Here is a 17,211-nt window from a genome sequence, read left to right as displayed (position 1 = left end):
TTTTCGAACCCGCCTCAGAGGTATTCCACGATGCTGCTCAAGAAAACCCTGACCACCGTCGCCCTGCTCGGCTCGCTGTTCGCCGCTTCGTCGGTGTTTGCCCATGCCCATCTTAAAGACCAGACCCCGGCTGCCGACAGCACGGTGAGCGCTCCGTCGGAACTGCGTCTGATGTTTTCCGAAGGTGTTGAAGCCACCTTTTCCAAGGTCACGATCAGCAAGGACGGCAGCAACGTGCCGGTGAAGAGCCTCGCCACCGAAGGCAGCGACAAGAAAACCCTGATCGTCACCCCGGCCGCACCGTTGGCAGCGGGTGCCTACAAAGTCGAATGGCACGCGGTGTCGGTCGATACCCACAAAAGCGAAGGCGCCTATAGCTTCAAGGTTGGCCAGTAATTCATGACGAGCTCGATGGTGCTGTGCCGCTTTCTGCATTTCACCGTTGTGCTGATGCTGTTCGGGGTCTGGGTGTTCAGGCCTCTGCTGCTCAATGGCGACGCTGGAAATCTGGATCAGCGACTGACGAAAACAAGCCGCTGGCTGGCGGCGGTGGCGTTGGTCACTGGCGTTAGCTGGTTGCTGCTGATCACCGCCAGCATGGCCGGTTCGTGGGACGCGGCATTCGATCCGTCGACCCTGCAACTGGTGCTGGGCAAGACGTTTTTCGGCCAGGTCTGGCGCTGGCACTTGCTGCTCAATGCGTTGTTGGTAGCGCTGCTGATGACGCCCTTACGTTCAAACCTGCCCCTGCGAATCGGCCTCGCCAGCCTGCTGCTGGCCACCCTCGCCCCGGTCGGCCACGGTGCCATGCTCGACGGCCTCAACGGCCAATTGCTGATCCTCAATCAAATCATTCACCTGACCTGCGTCGGCGCCTGGCTCGGCGGCTTGATGTTGTTGGTGATGATCCTGCGGCAGCCGACAGAGCATTCCATCAAAGCAACATTGCAACGCTTCAGCGGCGTTGGTTACGTATTGGTGGCGGGGTTGGTGATGACCGGTTTGATCAACGTGCGGGTACTCACCGGGCAGTTCTGGCCGACGCCGTTGCTGTCCGGGTTTGCGCTGATTCTGTTGATCAAGGTTGCGCTGGTCGCGGCGATGCTGGGATTGGCGCTGTTCAATCGGCTGCGGATCAACGACTGCGAGCAGCGTCTGGCCATTCTGAAAAGCAGCGTAATTCTGGAATGGTTGCTGGGGATGGGAGCGGTGGCAGCGGTTTCACTTCTGGGCACCCTGCCCCCGATGATCGTGAGCTAAAACACAGACCCCTGTGGGAGCGAGCTTGCTCGCGATGACGGTAGAACAGACACCACTGCAGTGAATGTCAGACCGCTATCGCGAGCAAGCTCGCTCCCACAGGGGTTCTTCGACATACCATAAAACCGAGCCAAGTCATCGTACAACTTCTGATTGACATTCCCCGCAACACTTGCAAATAATCCGCGCCAATGTTGTACGACGACGTATGACAAAAAATAAAAACAACAAGAAACACGGGAGCATCACTGTGAGCAAGCTCGTCCGCAATTCCTCCGTCTGCACCCCTCGCCCAACCTTCGCACGCCGTCATACCCTGAGCCTGATCGGTTGCAGCAGCCTGGCCATCGCCCTGCCCATGACCAGTCATGCCGAAGGTTTCGTCGATGACGCCAAAGCCACACTGAACTTGCGCAACTTCTACATCAACCGCAACTTCACGAACCCGGCCTACCCGCAGGGCAAGGCTGAAGAGTGGACCCAAAGCTTCATCCTCGATGCCAAATCCGGATTCACCCAGGGCCCCGTCGGTTTCGGCATGGATGTGCTGGGCCTGTACTCGGAAAAACTCGACGGTGGCAAAGGCACGGGTGGCACCTCGTTGCTGCCGATTCATGACGACGGTCGCCCGGCCGACAATTTCGGGCGCCTGGGTGTGGCGCTGAAAAGTAAAGTCTCGAAAACCGAATTGAAGGTCGGTGAATGGATACCGGTGTTGCCGATCCTGCGCTCCGACGACGGCCGCTCGCTGCCGCAAACCTTCCGCGGTGGTCAGGTGACGTCCGCCGAGATCAGTGGCCTGACGCTCTACGGCGGCCAGTTCCGCGCCAACAGCCCGCGCAATGATGCGAGCATGGAAGACATGTTCATGAACGGCAAATCGGCTGCCTTCACCTCGGACCGTTTCAACTTTGGCGGCGGTGAATATGCGTTCAACGAGAAGCGCACCCAGGTCGGTGTCTGGTACGCGCAACTCAGCGACATCTATCAGCAGCAGTATTTCAACCTGAGCCACAGCCAGCCCATCGGCGACTGGACCCTCGGCGCCAACCTTGGCTACTTCATCGGCAAGGAAGACGGCAGCGCCCTGGCCGGCGACCTCGACAACAAAACCGCGTTCGCCATGCTCTCGGCCAAGTACGGCGGCAGCACTTTCTTTGTCGGCCTGCAAAAACTCACCGGCGACGATGTCTGGATGCGGGTCAACGGCACCAGCGGCGGCACCCTGGCCAACGACAGCTACAACTCCAGCTACGACAACGCCAAGGAAAGATCCTGGCAACTGCGCCACGACTACAATTTTGTGGCGCTCGGCATTCCCGGCCTGACGATGATGAACCGCTACATCAGCGGCGATAACGTGCACACAGGCACCATCACCGACGGCAAGGAATGGGGCCGCGAGTCAGAACTGGCTTACACCGTGCAAAGCGGCGCGCTGAAGAATCTCAACGTCAAATGGCGTAATGCGTCGATCCGCAAGGACTTCAGCACCAACGAATTCGACGAAAACCGCATTATCATCAACTACCCGCTCTCGTTGCTGTAAGCCGAGGGACGGGGGGATCAACACGAGCCCTGTGGGAGCGAGCTTGCTCGCGATGGCGGCGTTACATTCAACATCAATGTATTTGACATAAAACCATCGCGAGCAAGCTCGCTCCCACAAAGTGCTTCGCAGTGTCAGCGGATGCAGAAATGACCCTCCGTCAATTTCAATCGATGACGCGTTGACAACGACCTGAGACCCTAACGATACTTCGCCCTAGTCGTACGACAACCTACAACAAATTCAATAACAATGACTGCTTGTTCAGGGACTCCCATGACCATCACTACTCAAGCCCGCGCTCCTTTTAATCGTCTCCTCCTGACCGGTGCCGCCGGTGGCCTCGGCAAAGTCCTGCGCGAAAGCCTGCGGCCCTACGCCAATGTGATTCGCCTGTCGGACATCGCCGACATCGCCCCGGCCATCGATGACCGTGAAGAAGTCGTGCCCTGCGACCTGGCAGACAAGCAAGCAGTCCATCAGCTGGTCGAAGGCGTGGACGCGATCCTGCACTTCGGCGGCGTATCAACGGAGCACTCGTTCGAAGAGATTCTCGGCGCCAACATCTGCGGCGTGTTCCACATCTATGAAGCCGCTCGTCGTCATGGCGTGAAGCGCGTGATTTTCGCCAGTTCCAACCACGTGATCGGCTTCTATAAGCAAGATGAAGTCATCGACGCCCACTCCCCTCGCCGCCCGGACAGCTACTACGGCTTGTCCAAGTCCTACGGCGAAGACATGGCCAGTTTCTACTTCGATCGCTACGGCATCGAGACCGTCAGCGTGCGCATCGGATCCTCGTTCGCTGAACCGCTGAACCGTCGAATGATGAGCACCTGGTTGAGCTTCGGCGACCTGACTCAATTGCTCGAATGTGCGCTGTACGCCCCTAATGTCGGCCACACCGTGGTCTACGGCATGTCCGACAACAAGAACGTCTGGTGGGACAACCGTTTCGCCACCTGCCTGGGTTATGAGCCTCAGGACAGCTCCGAAGTGTTCCGCGAAAAAGTCGAAGCCCAACCGATGCCAGCCGCTGGTGACCCGGCACGGGTCTACCAGGGTGGTGCGTTTGTCGCGTCTGGCCCGTTCGGCGACTGAACCCGCGTACCTCACTTGATCCCAACAACAAAAACCCGAGGGGATGAGTTGTCATGCAAGCCGAATTGATTGTCGATGCCCGCAACGCGGTCGGTGAATGCCCGGTCTGGGTCCCCGAGGAAAATGCCCTGTATTGGGTTGATATTCCTGCCGGCGGACTTCAGCGCTGGAGCGCCGAAACCGGCCATGTTCACGCCTGGACAGCGCCGGAAATGCTCGCTTGCATTGCGCGTCACCGCGACGGCGGCTGGGTTGCCGGGATGGAAAGCGGGTTCTTTCATCTGCACCCGCATAACGATGGCAGCCTCGACAGCAACCTCCTGGCTCCGATCGAACACGCCCGCACAGATATGCGCCTGAACGATGGTCGCTGCGATCGTCAGGGGCGTTTCTGGGCCGGCAGCATGGTGCTGAACATGGGCGCCAACGCTGCCGAAGGCACGCTGTATCGCTACAGCGCCGGGCAACGCGGGCCACTCGAGGCGCAACTCAATGGGTTTATCGTGCCCAACGGCCTGGGTTTCAGCCCGGACGGGCGAACGATGTACCTGTCTGACTCTCATCCTCTGGTCCAGCAAATCTGGGCCTTTGATTACGACATCGACAGCGGCACACCGTCCAACCGGCGGCTGTTTGTCGACATGCATCAGTTCCCTGGTCGTCCCGACGGCGCAGCGGTCGATGCCGAAGGCGGCTACTGGATTTGCGCCAACGACGCCGGGCTGATTCACCGTTTCACTCCCGATGGCCGACTGGACCGTTCCCTCGCCGTTCCGGTAAAAAAACCGAGCATGTGTGCCTTCGGCGGCAGTCGCCTGGACACGCTGTTCGTGACCTCGATCCGCCCCAGCGACGACCATAACGAACAGTCACTGGCCGGCGGTGTGTTCGCCCTCAATCCCGGGGTGAAAGGTTTGCCGGAGCCGAAGGCAATATGACGCCGACATTGCTTGAACTCGAAGACGAATTCACACACCTCACCCTCGCCCCGCAACTCGGTGGCAGCATCGTCAACTGGAGCGTGCGCGGCACGGGTCTGCCGCTGTTGCGCCACAGTGACGCTCACGCGCTGAACACCGGTCTGCCGGGAAAACTCGGGTGTTTTCCCTTGGCACCGTGGTCGAACCGAATTTCCGAAGGCGGCTTTGAATGCCCCGAGGGCTGGCTGGCACTGACACCCAACAGCCTCACTGATCCCCTGCCGATTCACGGCAGCGCCTGGCAACAGCCGTGGCAGGTGGTTTCGCAGACGCGCGATGAAGTCGTCCTGCAACTCGACAGCACCACGCCCTTCGCCTATCGCGCCCGGCAACGATTCCATCTGAGCGACGGCAAGCTGAGCCTTGATATAAAGGTCACCCATCTGGCCAAAAGCCCTGCCTGGCATGGGCTCGGCTTGCATCCCTACTTTCCGCGTACCACGGGCACCCAGCTGCAGGCGCAAGCCCGGCAAGTCTGGTTGTGTGACGGGACAAAACTGCCGACACACCTCAGTGCGTTGCCGGCCGAATGGGATTTCCAGTCACTCAAGGCGCTGCCCGACACATTGGTCGACAACGGCTTCTGCGAATGGGACGGTCACTGCCTAATTCGCCAGCCTGCGTTGGGCTATGAGCTGGAATGCCGGGCCACTGGCAGCGATTACTACCTGCTCTACTGCCCGGTGGGCCTGGATTTTTTCTGTATCGAACCGGTGAGTCACCCGGTCAACGCGCATCACCTGCCCGGTCGACCGGGGTTGCGACTGCTTGAGCAAGGCGAGTCAGCCGAGCTCGGTTTCAGCCTGCACTATCGCTACCCCAACAACTGACTCAGCACCGCACGCAACTTGCCGGGTTTCACCGGTTTGTTCAGCAGCGGTGCGTCGAGTCGCTGCAATGAGCGCCGACACTGATCCGTGCGGTCGGCAGTGATGATGACCGCCGGAATCGCCTGGCGGTAATGCTCACGCAAATGCCTGACCACATCACAGCCCACCACGCCGTGATCGAGGTGGTAGTCCGCCAGAATCAGTTCCGGCGGTCGCCCCTGCAAGGCGGCCAGTGCGGAAAATTCATCAGTGGCCGTGACCACCTCGCAGCCCCATTGCCCGAGCAGCGCGCTCATGCTTTCGAGGATGCTCACTTCGTTGTCCAGCACCAGCAAACGTCGGCCGGGCAATGGATTGCCGGTGCCCGGTAGTGGCGCGGCCAGACTGATCGGCAGCGGAACCTCATGGGAAATCGGCACGTCGATGCTGAACATCGAACCGCGCCCAGGCAACGAATGAACCCCGACTTTATAGCCGAGGATCTTGGCGATGCGCTCAACGATGGCCAGCCCCAGGCCCACACCCTTGCGGTCGGCAGCACGTCCGACGTCCAGTTGGTTGAACTCGAGGAAGATCGAATCCAACCGGTCCGCCGCGATCCCGCGCCCGGTGTCCCAGACTTCCAGGCGCAGCATTTCACCCCGGCGTCTGGCCCCCAGCAGGATGGTGCCCTCGTCGGTGTAGCGGCAGGCGTTGCTGAGGAAGTTGCGCAAGATCCGCGTCATCAGGCGCAGGTCAGTGCTGATAGCGTAATCACCCATGCGCACCCGCAGTCTCAACCCTTCAGCCTGGGCCACTGACTGGAATTCCGACACCAGCGGCGCGAGCAATTCGTCGAGGCGGTACAGCGCAATGTCCGGTTTGACCGCCGCCTGATCGAGCCGGGAAATATCCAGCAAATCGGTGAGCAAATCTTCGGCCCCTTCCAGCGCCTGGTGCGTACGCTCCACCAGCACCTGTTCGACATCGGGCAGCTTGCGTTCGCGCAGGGTGGAGATCAGCAAACGCGCGGCGTTGAGCGGTTGCAGCAGGTCATGACTGGCGGCGGCGAGGTATTTGTCCTTGCTGCGATTGGCGGCCTCGGCGGCGTCCCGGGCATCGCGCAAGGCCTGGGCAATCTGTTTACGCTGGGTGATCTGCTGTTGCAGGTTGCGGTTGGCTTCCAGCAACTCATCGGTGCGCGCGGTGACTCGCCGCTCCAGTTCGTCGTTGAGTTGCTGCAGGCGCTGCTGGGCGACTTTGCGTTCGGTGATGTCGGCGACAAAACCTTCCACCAGCCCTTCCTGATCGGGCTTGAGCAACAGGTTCATCAGCACGTCGAGGCTGGTGCCATCCTTGCGCCGCAATTGGGTTTCGTAACCGAGCAGGCTGCGCTCGCGCTTGAGCATTTCACGGATGTTCTCCAGCTCTTGCGCGCCGCCGACAAACAGGTTGCTCGCCAGGTCGGCCAGCGAAAGCAGCACCTCTTGAGGATCCTGATAGCCAAGCATCCGCGCCAGCGCCGGGTTGGCGGCACGCATGCCTTCCAACAGACTGGCCTGGAAGATCCCGTGGACCGCGTTTTCGAACAGCCATTTATAGCGATTGCGCTCGGCTTCCAGCTCGTCGAGGCGCGCAGCCAGTTCCGGGTAATGACTCTTGCGCGCCGAGTGACTGCCTAATCCCAGTAACCCCGCCAGCGCTCGTTGCTGTTCGTCAGAGGGCTTCGCCATAGACGACCTCGACATCACGCTGACTGGACTGGCGCGGGTTGGTCAGGATGCACGGGTCGTGCATGGCGTGTTGCGACAGGAACGGAATGTCCGCGGTGCTGACTCCGTGCAGTCCGAGGGTTTCGTGGAAGCCGATTGCATGTTTCAGAGCGATCAGATGCTCGACCAGACGTCCGCTAATCTGCCGGTGATTCAAGCCCCGGCAATCGATGCCAAAGGTCTCGGCGATCACCTTGAAGCGTTCTGGTGCCGAGTTGTAGTTGAACGCCACCACATGCTCCACCAACACCGCGTTGCACAGTCCATGAGGCAGATCGAGAAAGCCACCCAGGCTGTGAGACATGGCATGCACGGCGCCGAGGATCGCGTTGGAGAACGCCAGCCCGGCCTGCATGCTGCCGAGCATGATTTTCTCGCGCAGGGCGATGTCGTTCGGGTTGGCGATCATCTGCACCAGGTTGCCGTTGATCAGGCGCATCGCCTCCAGCGCATGGGGATCGGTCAACGGCCCGTGACCGGTGGACACAAACGCTTCGATGGCATGCACCAACGCGTCGATGCCGGTACAGGCCGACAGGAACGGGTCCATGCTCAGGGTGGTTTCCGGGTCGATCAGCGACACGTCCGGGACCACCGCCTTACTGACGATGGAGAACTTCATGCGTTCTTGCTGGTTGGAGATGATCACGAACTGCGAGACATCGGCCGAGGTGCCGGCGGTGGTCGGAATCAGGATCAGCGGCGGGCTCGGGACGCGGATGGTGTCGACGCCTTCGAATTCGAGGATGCTGCGCCCATGGGCGACGACAATGCCGATGCCTTTGCCGCAATCCATCGGGCTACCGCCACCGACGGCAACGATCACGTCGCAATGATTCTCCCGGTACAGATCGGCGCCGAGCATCACTTCTTCGACCCGCGGGTTGGGCGAGACTGCGCTGTACAGGAAATACTCAATGCCCTGGGCTTGCAGGCTGGCCTCGACATCGGCGACCCAACCGGCAGCAATCACGCCGGGATCGCTGACCAGCAGCACCTTGCGGGCACCAAAGGTTTTGGCGCAATTGCCGACGTTGTGCCGGCAGCCGGCACCAAAGATGATTTCAGGCGAAACGAATTTACGCAGCTGGCTGAGACTCTGGCTCATTGGAAAGCCTGTTTTTATTGTTTTGGAAGGTAACGTCCACACTAAAGCATCCGGCTGTGAATGCAATCAGACCAATGGGTAGCAGGCTGGGGTGTACTCAAATCTTGAATTCACCAGAGATCCCCTGTGGGAGCGAGCTTGCTCGCGATAGCGGTCTGGCAGTCAATACTAATGTTGAATGTGCTGGCCTCATCGCGAGCAAGCTCGCTCCCACAGGGGTTCTGCGTCCACAGTTCACCCGCGGTAGATCAGTCGCGAAGCCTTCTCGTTACGCAATGTCAGGTGCTCCATGCCCTGCCCCGGTGCCTCGGCTTCCTCGCGAGCCTTGAGAATCACACCGTGGTGCGGGGACTTGCTGCACACCGGGTCCGCGTTGGCGGCGTCGCCGGTCAGCATGAATGCCTGGCAGCGGCAGCCGCCCAGATCCTTGTGCTTTTCATCGCAGGAGCGGCACGGTTCCTTCATCCAGTCATCGCCACGAAAGCGATTGAAACCGAAAGAATCAGTCCAGATGTGCTCGATACTGTGCTCGCGCACATTGGGGAACTGCACCGGCAACTGCCGGGCGCTGTGGCAAGGCAACGCCGTGCCGTCGGGGGTGATGTCGAGAAACAGATTGGCCCAGCCGTTCATGCAGGTCTTGGGGCGTTCTTCGTAGTAATCCGGGGTGACGAAGATCAGCTTGCACGGGTGGCCCTGCGCTTCAAGACGCTGTCGATATTCGTTGGTGATGCGCTCGGCACGCTGCAGTTGTTCGCGCGTGGGCAACAGGCCAACGCGGTTGAGTTCGGCCCAGCCGTAGAACTGGCACGTCGCCAATTCGACGAAATCCGCTTCCAGCTCCAGGCACAAATCGATGATCTGGGCGATCTGGTCGATGTTGTGCCGATGAGTGACGAAGTTCAGCACCATCGGATAACCCTGGGCCTTTACCGCCCGAGCCATCGCGAGTTTCTGGGCGAAGGCCTTGCGCGAGCCGGCGAGCATGTTGTTCACCGCTTCGTCGGCGGCCTGGAAGCTGATCTGGATATGGTCCAGCCCCGCGACCTTGAAATCGCGGACTTTCTGCTCGGTCAGGCCGATGCCCGAGGTGATCAGGTTGGTGTAGTAACCCATGTCCCGGGCGGCCTTGATCAGCTCGGCCAGGTCCTGGCGAACCAACGGCTCACCGCCGGAAAAGCCCAACTGCGCGGCGCCCATTTCCCGGGCCTCGCGGAACACCCGGATCCATTCTTCGGTGCTCAACTCTTCGCCTGATTGGGCGAAGTCCAGCGGGTTGGAGCAATAAGGGCATTGCAGCGGGCAACGATAAGTCAGCTCCGCCAACAGCCACAGCGGCGGGCCCGGAGGCGAGTCATTCGATCCAGAATTGAGCATGGGCCACCTCCAGAAACGCCAGTACATCCTCGTCGATCCCCGGTACGCCAGGGAAATTCGCAGACAGTTGATCAATGATCGCCGCAACGCTGCGCTGGCCGTCCACCAGATCGAGGATCTGCCCGGCACTGGTGTTGAGTTTGATCATGCCTTCGGGGTACAGCAGCACGTGACAGTCCTGACGAGGTTCCCATTGCAGGCGAAAACCCTGACGCAACGACGGTGATTGCTCGCGGTTGATCAGACTCACAGGGCAATCCCCCGGTGCCAGACGTGCTCCGTGGTGACGCTGTGATACGGCGGACGCTCCAGCTCGTAGGCCATGCTCATGGCGTCGAGCATGCTCCACAGCACGTCGAGCTTGAATTGCAGGATTTCCAGCATGCGTTGCTGGCCTTCAACAGTGACGTAGTGCGCCAGGGTGATGCGCAAGCCATGCTCGACATCCCGTCGCGCCTGACTCAGACGAGTACGGAAATAGTCGTAACCGCCGACGTCGATCCACGGGTAATGGGCCGGCCAGGCATCGAGCCGGGATTGGTGGATCTGTGGCGCAAACAGCTCGGTCAGCGAACTGCTGGCGGCTTCCTGCCAACAGGCGCGACGGGCGAAATTGACGTAGGCGTCCACGGCGAAACGGACACCGGGCAGCACCAATTCCTGTGAAAGGATTTGCTCGCGATCCAGTCCCACCGCTTCGCCCAGCCGCAGCCAGGCTTCGATCCCGCCTTCGCTGCCGGGTGCACCGTCGTGATCGAGTATGCGTTGCAACCATTCCCGGCGCACGTCGCGGTCCGGGCAGTTGGCGAGAATCGCTGCGTCCTTCAGAGGGATGTTCACCTGATAATAGAAGCGATTGGCGACCCAGCCCTGAATCTGCTCGCGACTGGAGCGCCCGGCGTACATGGCTTGGTGGAACGGGTGATGGATGTGGTAATAGGCGCCTTTGGCGCGCAGGGCCGCTTCGAATTCGGCTGGGGACATTGGGGTGTCAGTCATTGCGGTTCTCCGGGGAATCTGCGGTGTCTGGTCAGGCCTCATCGCGAGCAAGCTCGCTCCCACACTGGATCTGTTGCGAACTTGAGTCCCCTGTGGGAGCGAGCTTGCTCGCGATGGGGCCCTCCGCTACAGCTCAATACTCATGCCGTCAAACGCCACTTCAATCCCGCGCCGCTCCAGCAACGCCCTCTCCGCCGAGTCTTCATCGAGGATAGGGTTGGTGTTGTTGATGTGGATCAGCACCTTGCGCTGGCGGGTGAAGCCTTCAAGGATTTCGAGCATGCCGCCAGGGCCGCTTTGCGACAGGTGACCCATTTCACTGCCCAGGTTCTGGCCGACTTCGCAAACTCGCATCTCGTCGTCGCGCCACAAGGTGCCGTCCAGCAACAGGCAATCGGCGCGTTGCATCCAGCTCAGAACCTCATCGTCGACCTGTCCCAGGCCAGGCGCGTAGAACAGCGAAGCACCGCTGCGCCGGTCTTCGATAAACAAGCCGATGGTGTCGCCCGGCTGCGGATTGCCGCGATTGGGCGAATATGGCGGTGCGTTGCTGACCAAGGGGATCGCGCGAAACCTCAGGTGCGCGCAAGCGGTGATGCTGAACGGCTCGCGGTCGAGCCCGACCGGCTGCCACTGCAACCCGCCGTTCCAGTGCTTGAGCATGGTGAACAACGGGAAGCCGCTGCTCAGGTCTTCATGGACGCGTTCGGTGCACCAGACCGAATGTGGGCAGCCTTCGCGCAGACTTAACAGGCCGGTGCAATGGTCAATCTGGCTGTCTAGCAGGACGACGCCGGCAATCGCCGTGTCACGAACCCGGCGCGCCGGTTGCAGCGGCGCGAAACTCTCGAGTTGCGCGCGAATGTCTGGTGAAGCATTGCACAGCACCCAATCCACACCGTTGTCGCTCAGGGCAATCGAGGACTGGGTCCGGCGTTGGGCCCGCAAGCTGCCATTGCGCATTGCGGCGCACTGGCGGCAGTTGCAATTCCATTGCGGAAAACCACCGCCAGCGGCGGATCCGAGAACGCGAATGTGCATGGGCAATGCTCCAGAAGGCAGGCCCGGCCAACGTAACGGCTGGCCGGGTGAACAGTCAGCGGTTGGCGAAATACATCGTCACTTCGAAGCCAATGCGCAGGTCGGTAAACGCGGGTTTAGTCCACATGGGTCAATCCTCTTCTTGTGCCGGACGATTCCGGTAAAGCCATTAATGCACGGGGCGCCAGGCACCCGAATGCTACTTTCGAACGAGGTGGCGGCGTGCATTGGTAGGGGGTGTTGCGCGGTTTTTCAGCACACCCAAAAACAATGTGGGAGCGAGCTTGTGTGGCGAGGGGGCTTGCCCTCGTTGGGTCGCGGAGCGGCCCCGAAAAATGGGCCTGCTGCGCAGTCCAATGGGGGCAAGCCCCCTCGCCACAAAGGCTCGCTCCCACAGGTTCTTCAGTGTTCTTGCGGGAGTTAGAAGAACCCCATCGGATTGATGTCGTAGCTCACCAGCAGGTTTTTGGTCTGCTGGTAGTGGTCGAGCATCATCTTGTGGTTTTCACGGCCGACACCGGATTTCTTGTAGCCACCGAACGCGGCGTGAGCCGGGTACAAGTGATAGCAGTTGGTCCAGACACGCCCGGCCTTGATCGCCCGGCCCATGCGGTAGGCGCGGTTGATGTCGCGGGTCCACAGCCCGGCGCCGAGGCCGAACTCGCTGTCGTTGGCAATCGCCAGGGCTTCGGCTTCGTCCTTGAAGGTGGTGATACCCACCACCGGGCCGAAGATTTCTTCCTGGAACACGCGCATTTTGTTGTGGCCCTTGAGCAGGGTCGGCTGGATGTAATAACCCGTCGACAAGTCGCCCTCAAGACGCTCGGCCGCGCCGCCGGTGAGCAACTCGGCGCCCTCATCCTGGGCAATTTTCAAGTACGAGAGGATCTTGTCGTATTGCTGCTCGGACGCCTGGGCGCCGACCATGGTTTCGGTGTCCAGCGGGTTGCCGCGCTTGATCTTGACGATCTTCTTCATCACCACTTTCATGAAGTCGTCGTAGATCGACTCCTGCACCAGTGCTCGCGATGGACAGGTGCAGACTTCGCCCTGGTTGAAGAACGCCAGCACCAGACCTTCGGCGGCCTTCTCGATGAACTGCGGCTCGGCTTGCATGATGTCTTCGAAGAAGATGTTCGGCGATTTGCCGCCCAGTTCAACGGTGCTTGGAATGATGTTCTCGGCGGCGCATTTCATGATGTGCGCGCCAATCGGGGTGGAACCGGTGAAGGCAATCTTGGCGATGCGCTTGCTGGTGGCCAGCGCCTCACCGGCTTCGCGACCGAAACCCTGAACGATGTTCAGCACGCCGGGTGGCAGCAAGTCGGCGATCAACTCAGCGAAGACCATGATCGACAGCGGCGTCTGCTCGGCGGGTTTGAGTACCACGCAGTTACCGGCGGCCAGGGCCGGGGCGAGTTTCCAGGCGGCCATCAGCAGCGGGAAGTTCCACGGGATGATCTGTCCGACCACGCCCAGCGGCTCGTGGAAGTGATAGGCGGTGGTCAGCTCGTTGATCTCGGCGGCACCGCCCTCTTGAGCGCGGATGCAACCGGCGAAGTAACGGAAGTGGTCGGCGGCCAGTGGCACGTCGGCATTCAGGGTTTCGCGCACGGCTTTGCCGTTGTCCCAGGTTTCGGTGACGGCAAGGATTTCCAGGTTCTGCTCGATGCGGTCGGCGATTTTCAGCAGCACCAGGGAGCGGTCCTGCGCTGAGGTCTTGCCCCAGGCATCGGCGGCGGCATGGGCTGCGTCGAGGGCTTTTTCGATGTCGGCGGCGCTGGAGCGAGGGAATTCGGCGATCACTTCACCGGTAACCGGCGAAGAGTTGGTGAAGTACTCACCATTGACCGGGGCGACGAACTCGCCGCCGATGAAATTGCCGTAGCGCGGTTTAAACGTAACGACGGCGCCAGGTGTACCAGGTTGTGCGTAGATCATGGTGGGCCTCTGTCTGGGTCGATGCCTGTTGGGCAAACAGGCGATGAACCGATAGTAGAGAGCCCTGCGCGTCAGACGTATGCGCCGTTGGCAGGAGGACTCTCGTTATTTGGTAGTAGATTTGCGCACATCTACTTGTGGCAAATCACCCTGTGGGAGCGAGCCTGCTCGCGATGGGGCCAGTACATTCAACAATGATATTAACTGTCAGACCGCTATCGCGAGCAGGCTCACTCCCACAGGGTTATGCGGTGGACTTGGTATTAATGCTTCGCCACCACCAGGTCTTTCGGCAGCTTGAAGGTCCAGAGCATGCCGCCCTGGTTGAAGTCCTTGATGCGCTTGGCCACTTCGCCGCCCCACAGCGGTACGGCGCCGCCCCAACCGGAGAGAACCGAAACGTACTGTTCGCCGTCCATTTCCCAGGTCACAGGCGAGCCGAGTACGCCGGAGCCGGTCTGGAATTCCCAGACTTTTTCGCCGGTCTTGGCATTGAACGCCTGCAGGAAACCTTCCGGCGTACCGGTGAACACCAGGTTGCCCTTGGTGGTCAGCACTCCGCCCCACAACGGCGCGAAGTTCTTGTGGCGCCAGACTTCCTTGCCGGTTTTCGGGTCGATGGCGCGCAGCACGCCGATGTAGTCTTCATTCAACGGTTTGATGGTGAAACCGGCACCGAGGAACGCCGCGCCTTTCTTGTAGGCGATGCCTTCGTTCCAGATGTCCATGCCCCATTCGTTGGACGGCACATAGAACAGTCCGGTGTCCCTGTTGTAGGCCATCGGCATCCAGTTTTTCGCGCCGAGGAACGCCGGGGCTACGAATACCGAACTGCCTTTGGCTTCGGCGCCGGGCGTGCCTGTCGCGCCTGGCGCGCCTGGGCGACTGGCTTCGTTGTAGATCGGCCGGCCCTCTTTATCCAGGCCGGTGGCCCAGGTGATTTTGTCCACGAACGGGAAGCCGCGAATGAATTTGCCGTTGGTGCGGTCCAGCACGTAGAAGAAGCCGTTACGGTCAGCGGTCGCGGCGGCTTTGATCTCTTTGCCGCCTTCGGTGTAGTTGAACGAGACCAGCTCGTTTACGCCGTCATAGTCCCAGCCGTCGTGAGGCGTGCTCTGGAAGTGCCATTTGATGGTGCCGTCGTCCGGATTGAGCGCCAGACGCGACGAGGAGTAGAGGTTGTCGCCAGGACGCAGGTGTGAGTTCCACGGCGCCGGGTTGCCGGTGCCAAACAGCAGCAGATTGGTTTCCGGGTCGTAGTAACCGCCTAGCCAAGGGGCGGCGCCGCCGGTTTTCCAGAGATCACCAGGCCAGGTCTTGCCGGCTTCACCGCCGGAGATGCCATTCTCCACCGCTTTGCCGTCCTTGTAGGTGTAACCCATGTGGCCTTCAACGGTGGGACGGGTCCACAACAAGTTACCGTTTTTCGGGTCGTAGGCTTCGATTTTGCCAACCACCCCGAACTCGCCGCCGGCGACACCGGTGATCAGTTTGCCGTTGATCACCAACGGCGCGGCACTGATGGAATAACCTTCCTTGTGGTCAGCGACTTTCTTGCTCCAGACGACTTTGCCGGTGTCCTTGTTCAAGGCCACAAGCTTGGCGTCGAGGGTGCCGAAGATCACCAAATCGCCGTACAGCGCCACGCCGCGGTTGATCACGTCGCAGCAAGGACGGATGTCATCGGGCAGGCGCGCATCGTATTGCCAGAGCTTCTTGCCGGTGCGCGCATCCACCGCGAACACCCGCGAGTAAGAACCGGTCATGTACATCACGCCGTCCTTGATCATCGGCTGTGCTTGCTGACCGCGTTGTTTTTCACCGCCGAAGGAGAACGCCCAGACCGGCCGCAAATCCTTCACGTTGTTGACGTTGAGCGTGTCCAGCGGGCTGTAGCGTTGACCCTGGACGCCCAGACCGTTGGTGACGATCTGCTCCGGGTTCTTGGGGTCCTGGAGAATGTCTTGATCGGTGACGCCGGCCAATGCCGAGCCAGACAACAGCATGGCACTGAGCAGCACGCTCAAGACGAAGGGTTGGCGACGTGCGGGTTGGGTCATGACGGCTACCTCTGCGGTTTTTGTTATACCCGGGAAATTCTCCCGGTCTGGTGCAGATTCTTGGGCGCCGCCGCCCTTTGAACAATTGCCCGCAGTGCTGAGATTGCTAGTTCCTTAGTACCGGGTCGGAGGAGATGAACACCGAATTTCATGATCAACACTGCCCCCTGTGGGAGCGAGCCTGCTCGCGAAGGCGTCGTGTCAGGCGACATTATTGTCAACTGACCCACCGCCATCGCGAGCAGGCTCGCTCCCACAGGGGATCGGTTAATTCACTTAGTCGCGCCAGAATCCACCCGCGTCATCTGCCCGCGCTCGTAACGCGGATACAGATGGCTGACGCTGCGGATCAGCTCGTAGCGGCTCAGAGTGATCCCGGCAAACCGTTCGGGGATGGGGCTGCGGATCATCTCGGCCATGTCGCTGCCATTGGCGGCGCCATCGCGCATCAGCTGATCGAGCCAGGTCAGGTAGTCGCGCATTTGCTCGAAGGGCTGTTGATCGCTGGCCACCGGGCCATGGCCGGGGACGATCAGCCTCCACGGCAAGCCTTGAAGCGTGGCGATGTCCGCCAGCCACACCGACAGCCCCGGACTGTTGGGCGTGGTCAGCGCCCGTTGGTAAAACACCAGATCCCCGGCAAACAACACGCCTGTTTTCTGGTCGAGAATAGCCAGATCCGCGCCCGTGTGCCCACCCAGGGCCAGCAGACGCAGATCGTGATCCCCAAAACTTCGCACGCCGGGCGTCAGCGTCCGGGTCGGCAACACCACCTCGGTGCCGCGCATCCAGTCGCCCACCAGTCGGTACATGTTCTCGGCCATGGCATCGCCCTGCTGATGCAACAGCTCGGTGGTGCCAGCCAACGCGCCGATCGGCACGTCAGTGAAGGCCTGGTTGCCGAGCACATGATCAGGATGATGATGGGTCAGCAGCACCTCGATCACCGGTTTGTCGGTGATCGCGGCAATCGCCTTGCGCATCGCTTCGCCGTAGCGTTTCGACGGCCCGGTGTCGATCACCACCACGCCGCGTTCGGTGACGATGAACGCGGTGTTGACGATGTTGCCGCCGTTCGCCTTGGCGAAATTGTCGGTACTGCCTTCCAGCAGCCAGGTGTCTTCGGCGATCTGTCGGGGCTTGAGTGAGTAGTCGAGTTCGGCCTGGGCCGGCAGGCTCAGGCTCATAAACAACAGCAGCATCCAGCGCATGAC

The 17,211-nt window shown here is 60.6% G+C and carries 16 protein-coding genes; 6 read left to right on the top strand and 10 right to left on the bottom strand.

Annotation, left to right across the window (positions count from 1 at the left end; translation table 11 throughout):
* Window positions 1-30: 30 nt before the first annotated feature.
* The 6 genes from copC (at window position 31) to ACA056_RS12995 (ending at window position 5,720) form a co-directional block, all read left to right on the top strand.
* Window positions 31-396, top strand: a complete 366-nt coding sequence (copC, locus tag ACA056_RS13020) for a copper homeostasis periplasmic binding protein CopC (RefSeq protein WP_497273272.1) — start codon at window positions 31-33, stop codon at window positions 394-396.
* Between the two features lie 3 nt (window positions 397-399).
* A complete protein-coding gene (gene copD / locus ACA056_RS13015; RefSeq protein WP_497273271.1) occupies window positions 400-1,260 on the top strand; it encodes a copper homeostasis membrane protein CopD in 861 nt (286 codons plus the stop codon).
* Between the two features lie 250 nt (window positions 1,261-1,510).
* Window positions 1,511-2,809: an OprD family porin gene (locus ACA056_RS13010; protein WP_497273270.1), complete on the top strand. Its 1,299-nt coding sequence runs from the start codon at window positions 1,511-1,513 to the stop codon at window positions 2,807-2,809.
* A gap of 276 nt (window positions 2,810-3,085) precedes the next feature.
* On the top strand, window positions 3,086-3,910 hold the full coding sequence (locus ACA056_RS13005; RefSeq protein WP_497273269.1) for an NAD-dependent epimerase/dehydratase family protein: 825 nt from the start codon (window positions 3,086-3,088) through the stop codon (window positions 3,908-3,910).
* 53 nt (window positions 3,911-3,963) lie between these two features.
* Window positions 3,964-4,848 carry an SMP-30/gluconolactonase/LRE family protein gene (locus ACA056_RS13000; RefSeq protein WP_497273268.1) on the top strand — a complete coding sequence of 295 codons (885 nt, stop codon included), beginning with the start codon at window positions 3,964-3,966 and terminating at the stop codon, window positions 4,846-4,848.
* Window positions 4,845-5,720, top strand: a complete 876-nt coding sequence (locus tag ACA056_RS12995) for an aldose 1-epimerase (RefSeq protein WP_497273267.1) — start codon at window positions 4,845-4,847, stop codon at window positions 5,718-5,720. The genes ACA056_RS13000 and ACA056_RS12995 overlap by 4 nt, the downstream gene beginning before the upstream one ends.
* On the opposite strand, the gene ACA056_RS12990 is transcribed toward ACA056_RS12995, so the two are convergent.
* From ACA056_RS12990 to ACA056_RS12945, 10 genes are all read right to left on the bottom strand, one after another.
* On the bottom strand, window positions 5,705-7,432 hold the full coding sequence (locus ACA056_RS12990) for a PAS domain-containing hybrid sensor histidine kinase/response regulator (protein ID WP_497273266.1): 1,728 nt from the start codon (window positions 7,430-7,432) through the stop codon (window positions 5,705-5,707). The genes ACA056_RS12995 and ACA056_RS12990 overlap by 16 nt on opposite strands.
* Window positions 7,416-8,579 (bottom strand): alcohol dehydrogenase-like regulatory protein ErcA, encoded by a 1,164-nt coding sequence (gene ercA / locus ACA056_RS12985; protein WP_497273265.1) that lies wholly within the window; start codon window positions 8,577-8,579, stop codon window positions 7,416-7,418. The genes ACA056_RS12990 and ercA overlap by 17 nt, the downstream gene beginning before the upstream one ends.
* 234 nt (window positions 8,580-8,813) lie before the next feature.
* Entirely contained in the window at window positions 8,814-9,956 is a 1,143-nt protein-coding gene (pqqE, locus tag ACA056_RS12980; protein WP_497273264.1) for a pyrroloquinoline quinone biosynthesis protein PqqE, read from the bottom strand.
* Entirely contained in the window at window positions 9,934-10,206 is a 273-nt protein-coding gene (pqqD, locus tag ACA056_RS12975; RefSeq protein ID WP_415768738.1) for a pyrroloquinoline quinone biosynthesis peptide chaperone PqqD, read from the bottom strand. The genes pqqE and pqqD overlap by 23 nt, the downstream gene beginning before the upstream one ends.
* Window positions 10,203-10,955 carry a pyrroloquinoline-quinone synthase PqqC gene (pqqC, locus tag ACA056_RS12970; protein WP_497273263.1) on the bottom strand — a complete coding sequence of 251 codons (753 nt, stop codon included), beginning with the start codon at window positions 10,953-10,955 and terminating at the stop codon, window positions 10,203-10,205. Before pqqC ends, pqqD begins: the two co-directional genes overlap by 4 nt.
* Before the next feature lie 126 nt (window positions 10,956-11,081).
* Window positions 11,082-11,996 carry a pyrroloquinoline quinone biosynthesis protein PqqB gene (gene pqqB / locus ACA056_RS12965; protein ID WP_436274013.1) on the bottom strand — a complete coding sequence of 305 codons (915 nt, stop codon included), beginning with the start codon at window positions 11,994-11,996 and terminating at the stop codon, window positions 11,082-11,084.
* A 55-nt stretch (window positions 11,997-12,051) separates the two neighbouring features.
* Window positions 12,052-12,123: a pyrroloquinoline quinone precursor peptide PqqA gene (gene pqqA, locus ACA056_RS12960; protein ID WP_003253598.1), complete on the bottom strand. Its 72-nt coding sequence runs from the start codon at window positions 12,121-12,123 to the stop codon at window positions 12,052-12,054.
* A gap of 293 nt (window positions 12,124-12,416) precedes the next feature.
* Window positions 12,417-13,937 carry an acetaldehyde dehydrogenase ExaC gene (exaC, locus tag ACA056_RS12955; protein ID WP_497273262.1) on the bottom strand — a complete coding sequence of 507 codons (1,521 nt, stop codon included), beginning with the start codon at window positions 13,935-13,937 and terminating at the stop codon, window positions 12,417-12,419.
* Window positions 13,938-14,200: 263 nt separating this feature from the next.
* Complete coding sequence (locus ACA056_RS12950) at window positions 14,201-15,997, bottom strand: PQQ-dependent methanol/ethanol family dehydrogenase (RefSeq protein ID WP_497273261.1); 1,797 nt, start codon at window positions 15,995-15,997, stop codon at window positions 14,201-14,203.
* Window positions 15,998-16,269: 272 nt separating this feature from the next.
* A complete protein-coding gene (locus ACA056_RS12945) occupies window positions 16,270-17,208 on the bottom strand; it encodes a quinoprotein relay system zinc metallohydrolase 1 (RefSeq protein ID WP_497273260.1) in 939 nt (312 codons plus the stop codon).
* Between the last annotated feature and the right edge of the window lie 3 nt (window positions 17,209-17,211).

The organism is Pseudomonas sp. LBUM1666 (assembly GCF_059695775.1).
Note: the sequence above shows the minus strand (reverse complement) of the source record. Positions and strands in the feature narration are given on the sequence as shown.